At 38.5% G+C, this 15,244-nt stretch carries 15 protein-coding genes; 12 read left to right on the top strand and 3 right to left on the bottom strand.

The annotated features are described in order from the left end of the window. Together tsaB and ESB04_RS08710 are read left to right on the top strand one after the other, a co-directional pair. A complete protein-coding gene (gene tsaB / locus ESB04_RS08705) occupies window positions 1–696 on the top strand; it encodes a tRNA (adenosine(37)-N6)-threonylcarbamoyltransferase complex dimerization subunit type 1 TsaB (RefSeq protein ID WP_129027352.1) in 696 nt (231 codons plus the stop codon). Beyond that, window positions 696–1,205: a DUF2480 family protein gene (locus ESB04_RS08710; protein ID WP_129027353.1), complete on the top strand. Its 510-nt coding sequence runs from the start codon at window positions 696–698 to the stop codon at window positions 1,203–1,205. The genes tsaB and ESB04_RS08710 overlap by 1 nt, the downstream gene beginning before the upstream one ends. A 119-nt stretch (window positions 1,206–1,324) precedes the next feature. On the opposite strand, the gene ESB04_RS08715 is transcribed toward ESB04_RS08710, so the two are convergent. Beyond that, on the bottom strand, window positions 1,325–4,573 hold the full coding sequence (locus ESB04_RS08715; RefSeq protein ID WP_129027354.1) for a hypothetical protein: 3,249 nt from the start codon (window positions 4,571–4,573) through the stop codon (window positions 1,325–1,327). Between the two features lie 170 nt (window positions 4,574–4,743). On the opposite strand from ESB04_RS08715, the gene ESB04_RS08720 reads away from it, so the two are divergent. Continuing rightward, the gene (locus ESB04_RS08720; protein ID WP_129027355.1) at window positions 4,744–5,634 is read left to right on the top strand and encodes a fructosamine kinase family protein; all 891 of its coding nucleotides are present in this window, start codon (window positions 4,744–4,746) and stop codon (window positions 5,632–5,634) included. Here ESB04_RS08720 and ESB04_RS08725 read toward each other — a convergent pair. Further along, window positions 5,631–6,959 (bottom strand): 4-hydroxy-3-methylbut-2-enyl diphosphate reductase, encoded by a 1,329-nt coding sequence (locus ESB04_RS08725; RefSeq protein WP_317127032.1) that lies wholly within the window; start codon window positions 6,957–6,959, stop codon window positions 5,631–5,633. The genes ESB04_RS08720 and ESB04_RS08725 overlap by 4 nt on opposite strands. 199 nt (window positions 6,960–7,158) lie before the next feature. Here ESB04_RS08725 and ESB04_RS08730 point away from each other — a divergent pair, with 199 nt between their 5' ends. The 5 genes from ESB04_RS08730 to ESB04_RS08750 are packed head-to-tail and all read left to right on the top strand — an operon-like array spanning window position 7,159 to window position 9,873. Continuing rightward, window positions 7,159–7,773, top strand: a complete 615-nt coding sequence (locus ESB04_RS08730; protein ID WP_129027357.1) for a hypothetical protein — start codon at window positions 7,159–7,161, stop codon at window positions 7,771–7,773. A gap of 19 nt (window positions 7,774–7,792) precedes the next feature. Next, complete coding sequence (locus ESB04_RS08735; RefSeq protein ID WP_129027358.1) at window positions 7,793–8,161, top strand: hypothetical protein; 369 nt, start codon at window positions 7,793–7,795, stop codon at window positions 8,159–8,161. 7 nt (window positions 8,162–8,168) lie between these two features. Next, a complete protein-coding gene (locus ESB04_RS08740; RefSeq protein ID WP_129027359.1) occupies window positions 8,169–8,930 on the top strand; it encodes an exodeoxyribonuclease III in 762 nt (253 codons plus the stop codon). Window positions 8,931–8,938: 8 nt separating this feature from the next. Beyond that, window positions 8,939–9,241, top strand: a complete 303-nt coding sequence (locus ESB04_RS08745; protein WP_129027360.1) for a (2Fe-2S) ferredoxin domain-containing protein — start codon at window positions 8,939–8,941, stop codon at window positions 9,239–9,241. An 8-nt stretch (window positions 9,242–9,249) separates the two neighbouring features. Then, on the top strand, window positions 9,250–9,873 hold the full coding sequence (locus ESB04_RS08750; RefSeq protein ID WP_235832210.1) for a hypothetical protein: 624 nt from the start codon (window positions 9,250–9,252) through the stop codon (window positions 9,871–9,873). Here the strand turns inward: ESB04_RS08750 and ESB04_RS08755 are convergent. Beyond that, the gene (locus ESB04_RS08755; protein ID WP_129027362.1) at window positions 9,852–10,559 is read right to left on the bottom strand and encodes a YjjG family noncanonical pyrimidine nucleotidase; all 708 of its coding nucleotides are present in this window, start codon (window positions 10,557–10,559) and stop codon (window positions 9,852–9,854) included. The two genes, ESB04_RS08750 and ESB04_RS08755, sit on opposite strands and share 22 nt — an antisense overlap. A gap of 53 nt (window positions 10,560–10,612) precedes the next feature. Here ESB04_RS08755 and ESB04_RS08760 point away from each other — a divergent pair, with 53 nt between their 5' ends. The 4 genes from ESB04_RS08760 to ESB04_RS08775 all read left to right on the top strand — a co-directional run bounded on the left by ESB04_RS08760 (window position 10,613) and on the right by ESB04_RS08775 (window position 15,239). Then, window positions 10,613–11,422, top strand: coding sequence for a 3'-5' exonuclease (locus ESB04_RS08760; protein WP_129027363.1), 810 nt, complete (start codon window positions 10,613–10,615; stop codon window positions 11,420–11,422). A gap of 105 nt (window positions 11,423–11,527) precedes the next feature. Next, window positions 11,528–11,857 carry an NADH-quinone oxidoreductase subunit NuoK gene (nuoK, locus tag ESB04_RS08765; protein WP_129027364.1) on the top strand — a complete coding sequence of 110 codons (330 nt, stop codon included), beginning with the start codon at window positions 11,528–11,530 and terminating at the stop codon, window positions 11,855–11,857. A gap of 30 nt (window positions 11,858–11,887) precedes the next feature. After that, window positions 11,888–13,768 (top strand): NADH-quinone oxidoreductase subunit L, encoded by a 1,881-nt coding sequence (gene nuoL / locus ESB04_RS08770; protein ID WP_129027365.1) that lies wholly within the window; start codon window positions 11,888–11,890, stop codon window positions 13,766–13,768. A 22-nt stretch (window positions 13,769–13,790) separates the two neighbouring features. Next, window positions 13,791–15,239, top strand: a complete 1,449-nt coding sequence (locus ESB04_RS08775) for a complex I subunit 4 family protein (protein ID WP_129027366.1) — start codon at window positions 13,791–13,793, stop codon at window positions 15,237–15,239. The last annotated feature ends 5 nt before the right edge of the window (window positions 15,240–15,244 follow it).

Here is a 15,244-nt window from a genome sequence, read left to right on the forward strand (position 1 = left end):
ATGCGATTAATTCTAAGTATTGAGACTTCCACTCCGACATGCTCGGTAGCAATTCACCGATCAGGTGAACTTGTGGCTCAAAAACTTGTACAGGAGGAAGGGGCTCATTCCAAGCAGTTAACTGTTTTAATTGATTCTTTGCTGGAAGAAAACGGCATGAAATTAGATCAATTAGCTGCCATTGCTGTTTCCGTGGGACCAGGATCATATACTGGTTTGAGAATTGGCCTAGCTACTGCCAAGGGCCTTTGCTTTGGATTGGACATCCCGTTGATCGCCTTGCCAACACTCCAAATTTTAGCTGAAGCCTACCGACAGACCAAGCCCGAAACCAAAGGGGCTATATTAATCCCCATGTTAGATGCCAGGAGAATGGAGGTTTATGCTTCAGCCTTTGATGCACAAAATTTAATGGAAATTTTTCCCGCAAAAGCGGTCATTTTAGATGAATATAGCTTTTCTGAACTAAAAGAAAAGCCTTTGATTGCATTTGGTAATGGCTCTGAAAAATGGAGAAATATATGTCTGCATCCCAACATGACATTTTCCATTCAGCCCTTGTTCCCTGAGGCCCAATATATGGGAGGATTGGCTTTTGAAGAATTTTTGAACAATAATTTCCAAGATTTGGTTACGCTAGAACCTGAATACTTAAAGGAATTCAAGGGTACACAACCTAGAAACAAAGCATGGTAATGGAAGGAGAAATTGTCAATCGAGTAAAGCAAAGCGGTTTAATTCAATTAGACTTGGAAGAAATGCGAGTACCCGGAGAAAGGGTCTTTCTAGATATCAAGTCGCAGCTATTCATGGAGCTTGTGTTAAAAGAAAAAGAATTCCGTCAGTTCATTGCTGAGCATCCATGGGAACAGTATCAAGGTAAACATGTGGCCGTGGGCTGTAGCAATGATGCCATTATTCCTACTTGGGCATTTATGTTAGTGAGTATTCATTTGACTCCCTATGCACAAACTGTGGTATTTGGCAACTTAGAGGATTTGGAAAAAGCCCTCTTTACCCAGTGCATCGAGAGTTTATCTACAGATGATTTCATCGGAGCCAAAGTAGTCATCAAAGGCTGCTCCAAAGAGTCAGTACCCACCGATGCCTACGTTCAAATATCCCGAAAACTTCAACCGCTGGTAAAAAGCATATTTTTCGGTGAACCGTGTAGTACTGTTCCTTTGTACAAGAAGAAATTATAGGCTAGATAAATTAGTAAATTCCCACAATTTGTGATTATCAATTTCTTGGACAATAGAATTAAAAGCTCATTCGTTTTGACAACGCTGTCAAGGTTTGAAACCTTGACAGCGTTAGGTTTTTATTTTAGCTTTTGCTTAATCTTTTCCATGTACTGCAGTACTTTTTGCTGGTAATACGGCAATAAATCCACTGGGACGTTTTGAAATAAATCACGGTTCTCTTTTTGTCTTTGCAAAAAAGGCGCTAAGTTCGGTGGAGGATTCTCTTTCCATTTTTGAATCGCCGTTTTGGATTCCCGTTTAGGGTCCTCCCCTTGTTCCTTCAAAGCCTTTTCAGCCTCCATCAATCTAGGTAGCATTTGATCTGATCTCTGTTGAAATGAATTATTCAAGCGCTTATTGACGATGTCAGTCTCATTTTTATCCATTTCCTTAATCATCTCAGACAAGGACCTCTGCAATCCTTGGTTACCAGGCTGTCCCTGTAAATCGCGCAATTTCTGTTCCATTTCTTGACGAATCTGAGCTTGTTCCTCCGCCATTTTAATCAATTCCTCGTTAGTAATCATCATAGGCTGAATCCCCATCTTTCTAGCTTTTTGATTAAGCTGCTGTTGCCTTTGTGACCAATTCCCCTTTGAATTCCCTTTCGATTTACCTTTTTTCCCCGACTGAGACTGAGAAGCCTGATCTTGAACTTGTCGCAATAAATCGGAAAGCAAAACGGCCAATTGGTTAGTAGCTGCCATAGCCTCTTGCTGTCTCACAGAAACCAAATCCCACTTACGCTCCTTCATCATTCGAGATGCCTCCTGCATTCTTTGTTTCATTTGAGCTGTTTCTTTGGTTATCGTTTGGGAAAGGGGCATGAGTTTTTTACCCAATGCCAACAAACTATCCTCCAAAATGGTCGCCATTTCACTCAATTTGTTTTGTTCCTGCGCAATCGGCCTAACTGCAATATCCCCCGCTGGAATTTTTTTGTAGGCTTTCATGGTTCGTTCTTGGTCGAAAGACAATTGCAACAAATCATCCATCAACAAGCGCAATTGAGCCAAATTCAAGGCTATTTCCATGGATTCCTGCTGGGCTTGCTGCTCCTCCAATTTCTTAGCCATTTTTTTCATTTGCTCCGCTGCCTTTTTCTGATTGATTTCAGCTTGCTTAGATTGCTTATTCTTTAAATTTTCTTCCGCATTATCTAAATTCTCCTGCATTTCCTTCTGCAATTTCTCCTCCTTATCTAAATCGGGCTCACCCGGTAATTCATTTTTTTCTTTGGCTATTTCATCCAATTTTTTTCTCTCTTCCTCCACTTCTTTATTCAAAGCCTCTTGCTCTTTGGCTAATTCTTGCTCATTTTTCCCATTGGCCTTCTTGATTAACTCTTCCTGCTTTTTAGCTAAATCCTTCCAGTGAGAAATGGACTCATCCAGCATTTTTTCTACTTTCAACTCTTGGTAAAACTGCTGCAGCCTCTCCAATTCTCGCTCCATGTTTTTACCCTGGTTACGCATTTGCTCTAAGTGCTTTTGCCAAAGTGTCGCTGATTCCTTTTCCCAGTTTTTTAACAATGCCTCCCTGCGTTTTTCCATTTCCGGATCCCATAGCTGGGAAATCATTTTTTGCAAATTTTCCATTTTTTTCATCCAAGCCTGATCCACTGGCTGAAAACTCATTTGCTGACCCATCCACTGCTCTTGCATCTTTTTGAGTTCCTCAATGGTCTTCTTTAGCGCATTTTCTTTTTCCAGAACATTTTTCAATGCCTTCAAGTCTACCTCTTTCCCTAGTTGAACCCTCTTGGTTAATTCATTGATTTCCTGCTTCATATTTTGCGCCTTTTGCAAAGTATTCAACACCTGTTTCTCCACCTGGTCCACTTGCTGGTCCATTTTCTTTTCCAAAAGCCTTAGGTCAGGGATTTCCCAAATCTGAGTTCCTGAACTGGTCCATTTAGCTCCGTGTATCCCATCTTGGTCAGACACTTCTACTTGATAGTGAAGTTGATCTCCAGGCTGCAATGCCAAGGAATCCAAGGTCCAAATATATTCCACCTCCATACGCTTACTTCCTGCCTGAACCGGAATCCTTTTCGTCCGTTTAAGACCTAATTTATTGCTTTGAGATTTTTTGATTTGATAGGTCAATCGCATCTGCCCAAGACCATAATCATCCTCAATCAAGGCATTCAATATTCTAAATCGATAATATAAAGTATCATCTACCCAATGCGTTTGTAAAGTAGGCTTTTGATCCAAGACGACCTCAATAGGCTGCATGACACTTTTCTGTATTGGCATTTGGGAATTTTGAGCAATGACCTGATAACTAGTGCTTTTACCCATGACTCTTTCCAATTCAAATTTGGTTTTCAAGACATCGGGGCTTCCCCAGTCCACCTCAGACTTATCCTGAAATTGTATACCCAAACGTTGGGCGCTGGAAGAGGTCATTTCCCACTGCACTAAGGTTCCCTCTGGAATCTTTAAGGGTACTGCTTGACGAATAGTTTCACTTTCCTTTTTCAAATAAGCAGGATATACCAATTTAATGGTCATTTCTTTCAATCCAGGACGATGCACCAAAGGCAATAATTGTGGTTCAGAAAAATAATCTCCTGCTTCAAACTGTAGCCACTTTTCTGATTGAACTGGCGGAATAACTCCTCGATATCGATTTTGCTTTTCGGTGGGACTAAGCAGAATTCTTTCTCCCTCCCAATGTAGATAGACTGAATTAGGCAAGTCCTTTCCCTTCAACTCTATTAGAAACTCAGTATTCTCTCCAGCGATAGATTGGAAAGGCCTATTCAGTACGACAAAATCAAAAGGTAATTCTTTGGGATAATGAAAAGAATAATTCCAAATCCGCATTACGGGCTTTCTAAACAAATTTGGGAAGCTCAATTGGCCTATACCTAAGCCCGCTAAGATGATGACAAAAAGCGCAAATGGTTTCTTCAAATCTGATAGTTGGACGAAATCCTCCCAACGATACTGTTTCAAAAAGGCTTGTTTCTCATCGATGGCCGCCTGCCATAAATCGACCGAATGTTCAGGTACTTGACGTTGCAATTGAAGCACATTAATTAAAGCATCCGTATGTGCTACTGGCAAAAATTTACCCAAACTGATTGCCAGGTGGTAATAATCTTCTTGATGCAATGGACGAATCAGGTCCCAAAAGGGCTTTCGAGTAAATAGGAATAAAATACTAGTAGATCCACATAAAAAAACATAATAAAAAATCCCTCGAATGGTCGAAGAGAACCACGCTAGGTATTCCAATAAAATCAAAAAAATGGCCAAAAATAACACCCAAATGGCCGCTTGAATCAAAGCGCGCCACAACTCTTTGCGAGCCATTTGAATATGGTAGTTTTTTAATTTTATTTCGAGCGGATTGTCCACAGGTATTTTATTCCAAATTGAGCGATGAAAATACAAATTTTCAGACGCTTAGCATCTATCATCTGATTAAAATAAAATTGTCCAATAGTTTCAATTTTGGTATTTTTGGGGACTTAGACTTCAAAATGTCCTCACAATCACAAGAACAGTATCAATTTATTGAGAGTATTCTCCAACAAAATTTAGGAGAAATAGGTAGCATCCAGGATTTTCAATTTTTCTATGGAGGTAATTTCAATTTGGCTGTTCGAGTGAAATTAAAACAAGGAGAATATTTCATCAAATGGAATCAAGGTGACCATGAAGGATTATTCCCAGCTGAAGCTAAAAACCTAGCCTTGATTGCCTCCACGTCCACCGTTCCCGTTCCACAAGTGTTGGGAGTGGGACAGTTGGATGAAAAGGAGTACCTCATGATGGAGTGCATTCCTACGGCAGAAAAAAAAGATAATTATTGGAGCGATTTTGGCCAAAAATTAGCTCAACTTCACCATAGTAGCTCGAAAAAAGGACATGGGCTTGATTATGACAACTTTATTGGCGCGGCCAAACAAGTGAATCAATGGAATCAAAACGGGGTCAATTTTTTCATTCAAAATCGAATTAAAGCCCAAGTAGATACTGCTTTGTATCATCGAAGAATCGACGGAGATACCAATGATGCGTTCGAAATTTTATACGAGAAAATTCCTTCCATCATTCCCAATGAAACCTCTGCTCTGTTACACGGTGACTTATGGTCTGGAAATGCTATGGTCAATCAGCATGGGCTAGTAAGCCTAGTAGATCCTTCTTGTTATTATGGCTTGCGCGAGGCAGAAATTGCATTCACCACCATGTTTGGAGGATTTGAAAAAGAGTTTTATGAAGCTTACAACGAATCTTTCCCTATTACAAAGGGTTTTCATGAAAGAATTCCACTATATAATCTATACCCACTCATGGTTCATGTGAACCTGTTCGGTGAAGGATACCTACCTGCTGTCCGGAAAATTTTAGATTCTTATGTAGGTTAAACTTGAGCTAAGGCCCAGATTTCTACCACCTCATCTATCTCTTTAGCTCCAGGAAAGAAAGAAACCAATTTCCTAAGAATTTCCTCAATCACCGCGTCTGGACAAGAAGCACCACAAGTCAAGAGCACTCTTACTTTAGACTTATTTGGTATGTAATCCTGAATCAATACTTCCTCTTTCAATTTATTGTTGAAATGTAAAATCTCTTTATTTGAAATCAATTTCTCTGCTGACTTAATGAAATAAGAAGGTAATTTTTCTTGGCATAAATCTACTAAATGCGAAGTATTGGATGAATTATAGCCCCCTGCAATGATAGCAAAATCAGCCTCCTCTTCGATTAAACCATATGTAGCACTTTGGTTATCGTTGGTGGCATAACATAAGGTATCTCGTGTATCAGCAAAATGCGAAGTGACTTGGCTAGGCTCCAATTGATAAAAGCGAACTATTTCTCCTTTAAGGTATTCTACTATTTCTTGTGTATCCAAGGCCAGCATGGTAGTTTGATTCACCACACCAATACGAGTTAAATCGGTCTCGGGATTAAATCCTTGGGAGTATTGCCCCGCAAATTCCTTGTAAAACTCTTCGGCTGTTTTTTCTTTTCTAATGTAATAAGCTAATTGCTTAGCTTGTTCCAAATCTTTCACAATGATAGTAGGCGTAACTACTTGTGAGTGAGAAAAAGTAGCTTTGGTCTCTTCATGACTAGGTTTCCCATGTACCACCACGGTATATTGGTTTTTACCAATTTGACTGGCGCGATTCCAAACCTTCTCAACAAACGGACAAGTAGTATCGTAGGAATATAAGTCAATACCAATTTTATCTAAAATAGCGTGAATCTCCAAGGTGGTACCAAAAGCGGGGATGATAACAATATCATCTTTAGTTAAATACTCCCATGGAACCAATTGATTGCCTGCAGTATCTTGCACAAATTTCACACCCAAATCCTGTAAGTCTGCATTAACGGCAGGATTATGAATCATTTCAGACAATAAAAATATGCGTTTATCGGGGTTTTCTTCAATAATTTTATAAGCAGTTTCCACGGCGTTCTCCACTCCATAGCAAAATCCAAAATGCCTAGAGAGCAAAATCTCTACAGGACCAAAATCAAATATCGACGGTTTAAAGTTCTTTTTGAGTTTGTCTCCCGCACGACGAACATCTTTTACCCGACTTATCAACTCGCTTTTAAATAAAGAAGGAATGGAAAAAGACTTCATTTTTTTAAAGTTTCTTTTTTCGGTTCTGCCGGTGGCAAACCTCAATTTTAAAATTGTTTCATCTTGATCCTCTTTCATTGACACAACCATTATAACTCACAAATTGGTTAACAGTTTTCAAATTTACCAATTGATTCATAAATCATAATACTTATTCAAAAAAATACCACTTAATAAATACTAGGTTAAATAATCCCACAAATCTTGTCAAATCAGTATAGTTATAATATTTTTGTAGTCTATTTTCTTCTCAACAATCCTGTGTAAACAGTTTTAGCCAAAAAAACGCATGAACAAATCTACTTCATCGAATACCCGATTTTGGCAGAATATATACAGAAGCCCATGGATTAATTTCTGGCTATCCTTTATCAAGCATCCGATTAATATCCTATATGCAGGTCTAGGGATCGTTGTTTTCATGTTTAGTTACCAGTCGTCCTTCTCCGAAAAACCGGACGAACCTGGTTATTTTGCTGGAAAAATTGTTTTTGATAATGAAAGTTATCACCGCATAGAAACTAGTAATGTAGAGGCTAAAATCAAGAACGAAATGGGTAGTCCTGTGCTGACATTAACATGCACTCAGGAGAAAAATATGGAATCTGTTTATTTAAAAATATTTAAGCTAAAAGGACCTGGCACTTATTTCATACCAGGAGATGGAGATATCTCGAACATTGGTAACCTAATTAAAAACCTAGACAACTACCAAGATAAAAACAACTTCTTTGAGTCTAGTTTACCAAACAAAGAAGGTGTAAAAAATGGTGTAGGCCGCGTCAATATTACCAAAATCACTTCAAGTTTTGTAGAGGGCGAATTAATTCTTATCGCCAATAACCCAAATGGCGAACAGGCAGTGCTTGAATCTGCCAAATTCAGAGTAGCTTTGCAGAACTAAATCATGTTCCTGCTCTTTTATGGATTTTGAACCTAGCGTTGTAAACTCGGAATGGAATCAAATACTTGATTTCCTAGAAAGCCAATTTCAAAAAAGACCTGCTGATGTAGATTCTGTGCTTTTTTTAATCGGTATTCAAGAATTAGGAAAAGGCTTCATGAATTTCAGCAAGGAACAAAAACAAGATTTAATGCATATTGCCACCTGCAAAGTGTTAAGCTATAGTGGATTTTATAGCCTGGAAGGCTTGGATGCGGAGGGCTGGCCACATTGGAATTTAGAACAAGCCGTTCCACAAATGCCCCTAAAAGAACAAGAAATACTTATCAAAGCACACATCATTCAATATTTCAAATCAGAAGTATTTGCTGCTGAACCAGAAGAATAATATCCCCATGAAAATCATTAGTTACAATGTAAACGGTATCCGAGCTGCTATTCAAAAGGGATTCTTAACGTGGCTCCAGGAGGAGAATCCAGATATTATCTGCTTGCAGGAGTTAAAAGCTGAAATTGACCAAGTCAATGTATCGGAAATTGAAGCTTTGGGCTACGAAGTATATTGGCATAGTGCCCAGAAAAAAGGGTATTCTGGAGTAGCAATATGGACAAAAATAAAACCTATCCAAGTTACCATTGGATGTGGTGTAGAAAAATATGATTTAGAAGGTAGAGTACTGCGTGCAGATTTTGAAGGTTTCTCTGTCATGAGTGTTTACATGCCATCTGGATCCAGCGGCGAGGAAAGACAAGACTTTAAAATGAAATGGCTAGCCGATTTCTATGAATACATTGAAAACCTCAAAAAAGAAATTCCTCATTTAATCATTTCAGGAGATTACAATATTTGTCATAGAGCGATTGATATTCATAATCCAAAATCCAATGCAAATAGTTCTGGTTTTTTACCGGAAGAAAGAGCATGGATGGAAAGCTTTATCAACAATGGATTTATAGATTCCTTTAGGCATATCAATGCAGAACCTCACCATTACAGTTGGTGGAGCTATCGTGCAGGTGCCCGAGCCAAGAATTTGGGGTGGCGCATAGATTATCATTTAGTCAGTGAAAGTCTGCGAGAGAGAATTGCTCATGCCCAAATATTACCCGAAGCGAAACACTCCGACCACTGCCCTGTGGTTGTTCACCTTAAATAATTGTTTTTATGCATTACGAGAAACACGTTTTTATTTGTACCAATGATAAGCCAGCCCCAAAAAAATGTTGTGGTTCAGAACATGGAATGGCCTTGGTAGAAGCATTCAAAGCGCAATGGGCTGCCTCAGGAAGCGATAAAAAAATTAGAATTCAAAAAGCAGGATGTCTTGATTTCTGTGGAAAAGGGCCGAGCATGGTTGTATATCCAGAAGGAGTTTTTTATGGAAATGTTCAGTTGGAGGATGTTCCAGAAATTACTGAAAAGCATTTATTAGGAAACGAGGTTGTTTCTAGACTTGAAATTGGATAAATAGAATTATGTTGTACCGTTTATACCCTACCCTTCTCAATTCCTACGCTTTATATTTAAATCAGTCCCGTGATGGAAATGGTAAAATCATCGTGGATGAAATTGAAATGATTGAACGCATCAATCGTGTCAAAAAACCTAGCACAGAGGCTCAAAAAAAGGGGGTGGATTTTGAACGGGCTGTGACCCTAGGCGAGGGAGAGGAAATGTTTCAAGAAGGAATCATTGACAAAGCCAGGGAATTACTCCCTTCCAAATATAAAACACAGTTTTATGTTGAATCTCGATACAAAAATGCCATAATCTATGGCTATGTAGATGGTGTTGGCGACAAAACGGCTTTTGATCTAAAAAGTACTTCTTTTTATCAGCCAGGCCGTTTTGCCAAAAACCACCAAAATCTATATTTATTGGGACTTCAAAAATATGGTATAGAGCAATTAGACTATGTGGTTACCGATTTTCAAGATGTATATATCGAATCTTACTCCTTGCAAGCAGTAGATTTCAATCCATTGTATCAACAGATAGAAAGTTTTATTTCCTTCCTAGAAGAGAACAAAAAGTTTATCCGAGATAAAAAGATTTTTGATCGAAAAGCAAACGATAATCAATTATCCCTATTTGAATAAATTTTCAAGTGATTTTTGACGTGCTTTAGGTCTGAAATCTGCCAAACTGCCTCGGATGATTCAAAGAGGTTGTAATGGATAGCCGGAATTCCTGCTTGATTTGCCCCATAAATGTCAGCATGCCAATTGTCCCCCACCATAAGGGCCTCTTCCGCTGCGCAATTGGCCCTTTTTAAGGCATATTCAAAAAAAGCTGTTTCCGGTTTTTTGGCGCCAACAACCTGAGAGGTAATTAATTCCTTGAAATGATGTCCAATTCCGGAAGATTCTACCTTAATGAATTGTATATCTTCGAAACCATTGGTTAAAATATACAAGGGATAATAAGGAGCAATGGTCTCAATCAATTCCTGAGCACCTTCCATCAAATGCTTCTTTCTTGGGGTCCTGTAAAGAAAAAAATTAGAAAATTCATGGGCTGGACCATGTACTTGAATCGCCTCAAAAAATCGAATAAACCTAGATTCTCTCAACTCACTTTGAGATATTTTACCCAATTGGTAATCATCCCAAAGTCCAGTATTTATCCGCTGGTAAGAATTCCAAATAGCCTCCATTGAAAATGGGCTTTGCTTGTCTAAGCCAAATTCTTGAACTAATTCTAAAATTACTTCTTTGGAGTTTCGGTCATGATCCCATAGCGTATGGTCCCAATCAAAAAAAATGGCTTTAGGCTGAAATATCATCCAACAAAGATAATAATCATTTACCTTTGCTAGGCCATTATGCGCATGATACTATGGAACATCAATTAAAATTAACCAAGCCGCTTGCCTTTTTTGATTTAGAAACTACCGGGATACAAGTGCAAAAAGATCGAATTGTGGAGATTTCCATAGCTAAAGCGAATATAGATGGCTCGGTGGACATCAAAACACGACGCGTTAATCCCGGAATTCCTATTCCCCTAGAGGCTTCTTTGGTGCATGGAATTTATGATGAAGATGTGAAAGATGAGCCTAGTTTTAAGCAGATTGCCAAATCCATGGCACAATTCTTAGAAGGCTGCGATTTAGCAGGGTTTAATTCCAATCGTTTTGATGTTCCCATGCTAGTAGAGGAATTTTTACGAAGTGATGTAGATTTTGATACGAAAAACAGACGCTTGGTTGATGCTCAACGAATATTTCATTTAATGGAACCTCGAAACTTATCGGCGGCTTATAAGTTCTATTGTCATAAAGATTTAATTGGTGCTCATGGAGCTGAAGCGGATGTATTAGCTACCTTAGAAGTATTGAACGCCCAGGTAAAATATTATGAAAAAACGGCCATGAAGGACGCTGAAGGAAATGAATATTTCCCTATTCAAAATGATGTAGCTGTCTTACACCAATTGAGCGCTTCCAATTCCATAGATTTTGCCAATAGGATGGTTTATAATAAGGATCAAGTAGCTGTTTTCAATTTCGGAAAATACATGGGAAGGTCTGTGACAGACGTGTTAAAAACGGACCCTTCCTATTATGATTGGATGATGAAAGGTGATTTTCCAATGGATACTAAACGCAAATTGACAGAAATTAAATTAAAAGGATTTCAGCGGTAGAAGCCTAATTTTATTTCTGTTTTGTCAGTTTATTTCCTATTTTTGCCCCGCGTAAAAGCACTCGATTAAATAAACAAATTGTTTATTTACAATTACAATTTTACTATGCAATCCATACCCGAAATAATACGCACCATTCCTTTGACTCACTACATCATGTTGAGCTCAGCATTGTTTTGTATTGGAATACTAGGTGTACTTACTCGCCGTAGTGCTATCATCGTATTTATGGCTATTGAATTAATGTTAAACGCGGTTAACCTTTTGCTGGCTGCTTTTTCCTCTTACTATTCGGACCCTTCAGGGCAAATTTTTGTCTTCTTTATTATGGCCGTAGCCGCAGCAGAAGTGGCTGTTGGTTTGGCGATTATCGTTATGATTTATCGCAACATTCAAAGCATCGATATTGGTGTACTTAATAAGTTAAAAAATTAATTTCCGCCCAATTTCATCGCAAAATCGACTATGTCATTACTCCTATTAATTCCTCTTTTACCACTGATTGGTTTCGCCATCAATGGTTTGGCTTATCCGAAATTATCGAAATCTATCGCTGGAATCGTGGGAACTATCCCTCCATTAGTAGCATTTTTACTATCGATTCAATTATTCTTAAATTTTGACGGTCAAGCTCAGATTATTCAATTAGCCGATTGGATCAAGGTGGCAGATTTAAGTATTCCATTTGCCTTCCAAGTGGATGCTCTATCTATCATGATGCTATTAGTCATTACCGGAGTAGGTACATTAATCCACTTGTATTCTATGGGTTACATGGCTCATGATGCGGGTTTTGGGAAATTCTTCGCCTTTTTAAACCTGTTCATTTTCTTCATGTTGATCTTGGTACTAGGTGCCAACTTCACTGTTTTATTTATTGGTTGGGAAGGGGTAGGTTTATGCTCTTACCTATTGATTGGATTCTGGAATCAGAAAAACAGCTATGGTGATGCTGCAAGAAAAGCTTTCATCATGAACCGAATAGGTGATTTAGGATTCTTAGTAGGTATATTCTTGTTGATTCAAGAATTTGGCACTACTGATTATCAAACCATTTTTTCTACCATTAAAGATGGAACTGAAGTAAGTAATGTTGGCTTGATTGCCTTCTGCCTATTCATTGGAGCTATGGGTAAATCTGCTCAAATCCCATTATTTACTTGGTTACCTGATGCAATGGCCGGTCCAACTCCAGTTTCTGCCTTGATTCACGCAGCTACGATGGTAACAGCAGGTATTTATATGGTTATCCGTGCCAACGCACTGTTTGAATTAAGTCCAGAAGTCTTACATTTTGTAGGCTGGATAGGCTTAGCTACGGCTCTTTTGGGTGCGGCCATTGGTCTATTCCAAAATGACATTAAAAAAGTTTTGGCTTATTCTACGGTATCTCAACTAGGGTATATGTTCATGGGTCTAGGTGCATCTGCCTATACTGCTTCTTTTTTCCATGTCATGACACATGCCTTTTTTAAGGCCTTATTATTTTTAGGGGCAGGTTCTGTGATACATGCTATGTCAGACGAACAAGACATCCGTAAAATGGGTGGGTTAAAAAGTAAAATGCCCATTACCTACCTTACTTTCCTTTTGGGAACTATAGCCATTTCGGGTATTCCGCCATTTGCAGGTTTCTTTTCTAAAGATGAAATTTTAGCGGCTTTATATCATCATGATTTTGCCATGTGGTGCTTAGCCATTTTAGGCTCAGCATTAACTTCATTTTATATGTTCCGTGTGTTTATTCTGACTTTTTGGGGTGACTTCAGAGGAACGGAAAACCAGGCACATCATTTACATGAATCGCCATGGAGCATGACTATTCCATTGATTGTACTAGCGGTATTTTCTGTGGGAGGAGGACTTATTAACTTACCCCACTTTGCTGGCGGTAATGAGTTTTTAGCACATTGGTTAGCTCCAATTATACCTGAGCCAATATCGAATGTCGAGGTGTCTTTATTGAGTTTGGAAATGTGTGCTCCTTTATTGGCGGCCTTCATTCCTGCCATCTTAGCAATTTACGTATTCGGAATTCAGAAATCGGTACCAGGAAATGATGAATCCATCCATGGTATTCAAAAGGTTGTTTATCGCAAATTCTACATTGATGAATTATACGATACCTTATTCGTTCGCCCAATTCAAGTGCTTTCTAACTTCTTTGCCCAAGTGATTGATTTCTTGGTTATCGATTTAATTGTAGAGGGAGTTGGGAAAACAGTAAAAACGGCCTCAGATGAAATAAGAAAAGCTCAAACTGGAAATGTAGGTTATTATATCTTCATGATGGTGGTATCCATAGCACTCATCTTGGTTTTAACGCTTCGTTCCCGAATATTATAATTCAATTTTGAAATAATAAGGTATGTCTTTACTATTTATACTTTTTTTCCCATTGGTCATTGGCGCCATTCTATTGATTGCGAAGCCCAAGCAAGCTTTTGCTATTTCATTGGCTGCGTCCATCATTGAATTATTGGCAACCATTTTTGTGTTGAAAGATGCAGCAAGCGCTGAAAATGGATTGGTATTTACTAAGCCATGGATAGAAGAAGCTGGAATTTCCTTTTCACTTTGGGTAGACGGAGTCAATGGAATTTTAATTGGCTTGTGTGCGCTCTTGGTTCCATTCATTGTAGCATCTACTGCCAATACTGATAAAGCCCAAAATTCACAGTACCAAGGTTTGATGCTAGCCATGCAAACGGCATTAATGGGTGCGTTCCTTGCTAAAGATGCTTTTTTATTTTACTTCTTTTTTGAGGCATCCTTGTTACCAATTTACTTCTTAGCAGCTATCTACGGCGGTGAAAACAAAAATGCGATAACCTTCAAGTTCTTTGTTTACACTTTGTTTGGATCTTTATTCTTATTGATCGGACTAATCTATGTTTACTTGGTTACTCCAGGAACACATTCCTCTGATATGGAAACCCTATATCAGACAGCAATTATGTTGCCTGAGCATATACAAGGAAATCTATTCTTAGCCTTTTTCATAGCATTCGCTATTAAGATGCCTATTTTCCCTTTCCACACTTGGCAACCTGACACCTATACGGTGTCCCCTAGTCAAGCAACCATGTTACTTTCTGGTATCATGTTAAAAATGGGTACTTATGGCCTTATTCGCTTAGTATTACCAATGTTCCCATTGGGAATTATCACTTGGGGAAATACGGCTGTTATTCTGTCGGTCATTGGAATAATTTATGGATCTATTATCGCCATTCAGCAAAAAGATGCCAAGCGTTTGTTGGCTTATTCTTCCTTTGCTCACGTAGGATTGATGTCGGCAGGAATTTTAAGTGAAAGTGTCGAAGGAATCCAAGGCGCATTATATCAAATGCTCTCACATGGTATCAATATCGTGGGACTTTTCTTTATCATTGAAATCATTGAAAGAAGAACCAAATCCAGGGAAATTGCCCAACTTGGAGGAATTACCCAGTTCTCTTATCTTTTAACGGTTGCCTTTATCATTCTTAGCTTAGGCTCGGTAGCGCTTCCATTAACCAATGGTTTTATTGGAGAGTTTTTACTCCTAAAAAGCGTCTTTGATTACAACATGATCATAGGTATAGTGGCAGGAATCACCATTATTTTAGGAGCCGTTTATACGCTACGCTTAATACAAAAAACCATGTTTGGTAATTTTTCGCGTATCACGAAGGATTTTGAAGATCTAAGTGTGGCGGAGAAATGGGTATTAATTCCTCTTTGCGCATTAGTGCTTATTGGAGGTGTTTATCCTAGTTGGATTTTAAATTTTACTGAACCAGGAGTTCAGACTTTGGTTTCTTTATTAAAATAGATCCC

The sequence above is a fragment of the Aquirufa rosea genome, from assembly GCF_004118285.1.
Taxonomy (GTDB): Bacteria; Bacteroidota; Bacteroidia; order Cytophagales; family Spirosomataceae; genus Aquirufa; species Aquirufa rosea.

Coding starts and splice junctions, on each gene's coding strand:
- ESB04_RS08730 (WP_129027357.1), top strand. CDS start 7,159: ATGAACAAATCTACTTCATCGAATACCCGATTTTGGCAGAATATATAC.
- ESB04_RS08735 (WP_129027358.1), top strand. CDS start 7,793: ATGGATTTTGAACCTAGCGTTGTAAACTCGGAATGGAATCAAATACTT.
- ESB04_RS08755 (WP_129027362.1), bottom strand. CDS start 10,559: ATGATATTTCAGCCTAAAGCCATTTTTTTTGATTGGGACCATACGCTA.
- ESB04_RS08740 (WP_129027359.1), top strand. CDS start 8,169: ATGAAAATCATTAGTTACAATGTAAACGGTATCCGAGCTGCTATTCAA.
- ESB04_RS08745 (WP_129027360.1), top strand. CDS start 8,939: ATGCATTACGAGAAACACGTTTTTATTTGTACCAATGATAAGCCAGCC.
- ESB04_RS08715 (WP_129027354.1), bottom strand. CDS start 4,573: ATGGCTCGCAAAGAGTTGTGGCGCGCTTTGATTCAAGCGGCCATTTGG.
- ESB04_RS08775 (WP_129027366.1), top strand. CDS start 13,791: ATGTCTTTACTATTTATACTTTTTTTCCCATTGGTCATTGGCGCCATT.
- ESB04_RS08760 (WP_129027363.1), top strand. CDS start 10,613: ATGGAACATCAATTAAAATTAACCAAGCCGCTTGCCTTTTTTGATTTA.
- ESB04_RS08710 (WP_129027353.1), top strand. CDS start 696: ATGGAAGGAGAAATTGTCAATCGAGTAAAGCAAAGCGGTTTAATTCAA.
- tsaB (WP_129027352.1), top strand. CDS start 1: ATGCGATTAATTCTAAGTATTGAGACTTCCACTCCGACATGCTCGGTA.
- ESB04_RS08750 (WP_235832210.1), top strand. CDS start 9,250: ATGTTGTACCGTTTATACCCTACCCTTCTCAATTCCTACGCTTTATAT.
- nuoL (WP_129027365.1), top strand. CDS start 11,888: ATGTCATTACTCCTATTAATTCCTCTTTTACCACTGATTGGTTTCGCC.
- ESB04_RS08720 (WP_129027355.1), top strand. CDS start 4,744: ATGTCCTCACAATCACAAGAACAGTATCAATTTATTGAGAGTATTCTC.
- ESB04_RS08725 (WP_317127032.1), bottom strand. CDS start 6,959: ATGGTTGTGTCAATGAAAGAGGATCAAGATGAAACAATTTTAAAATTG.
- nuoK (WP_129027364.1), top strand. CDS start 11,528: ATGCAATCCATACCCGAAATAATACGCACCATTCCTTTGACTCACTAC.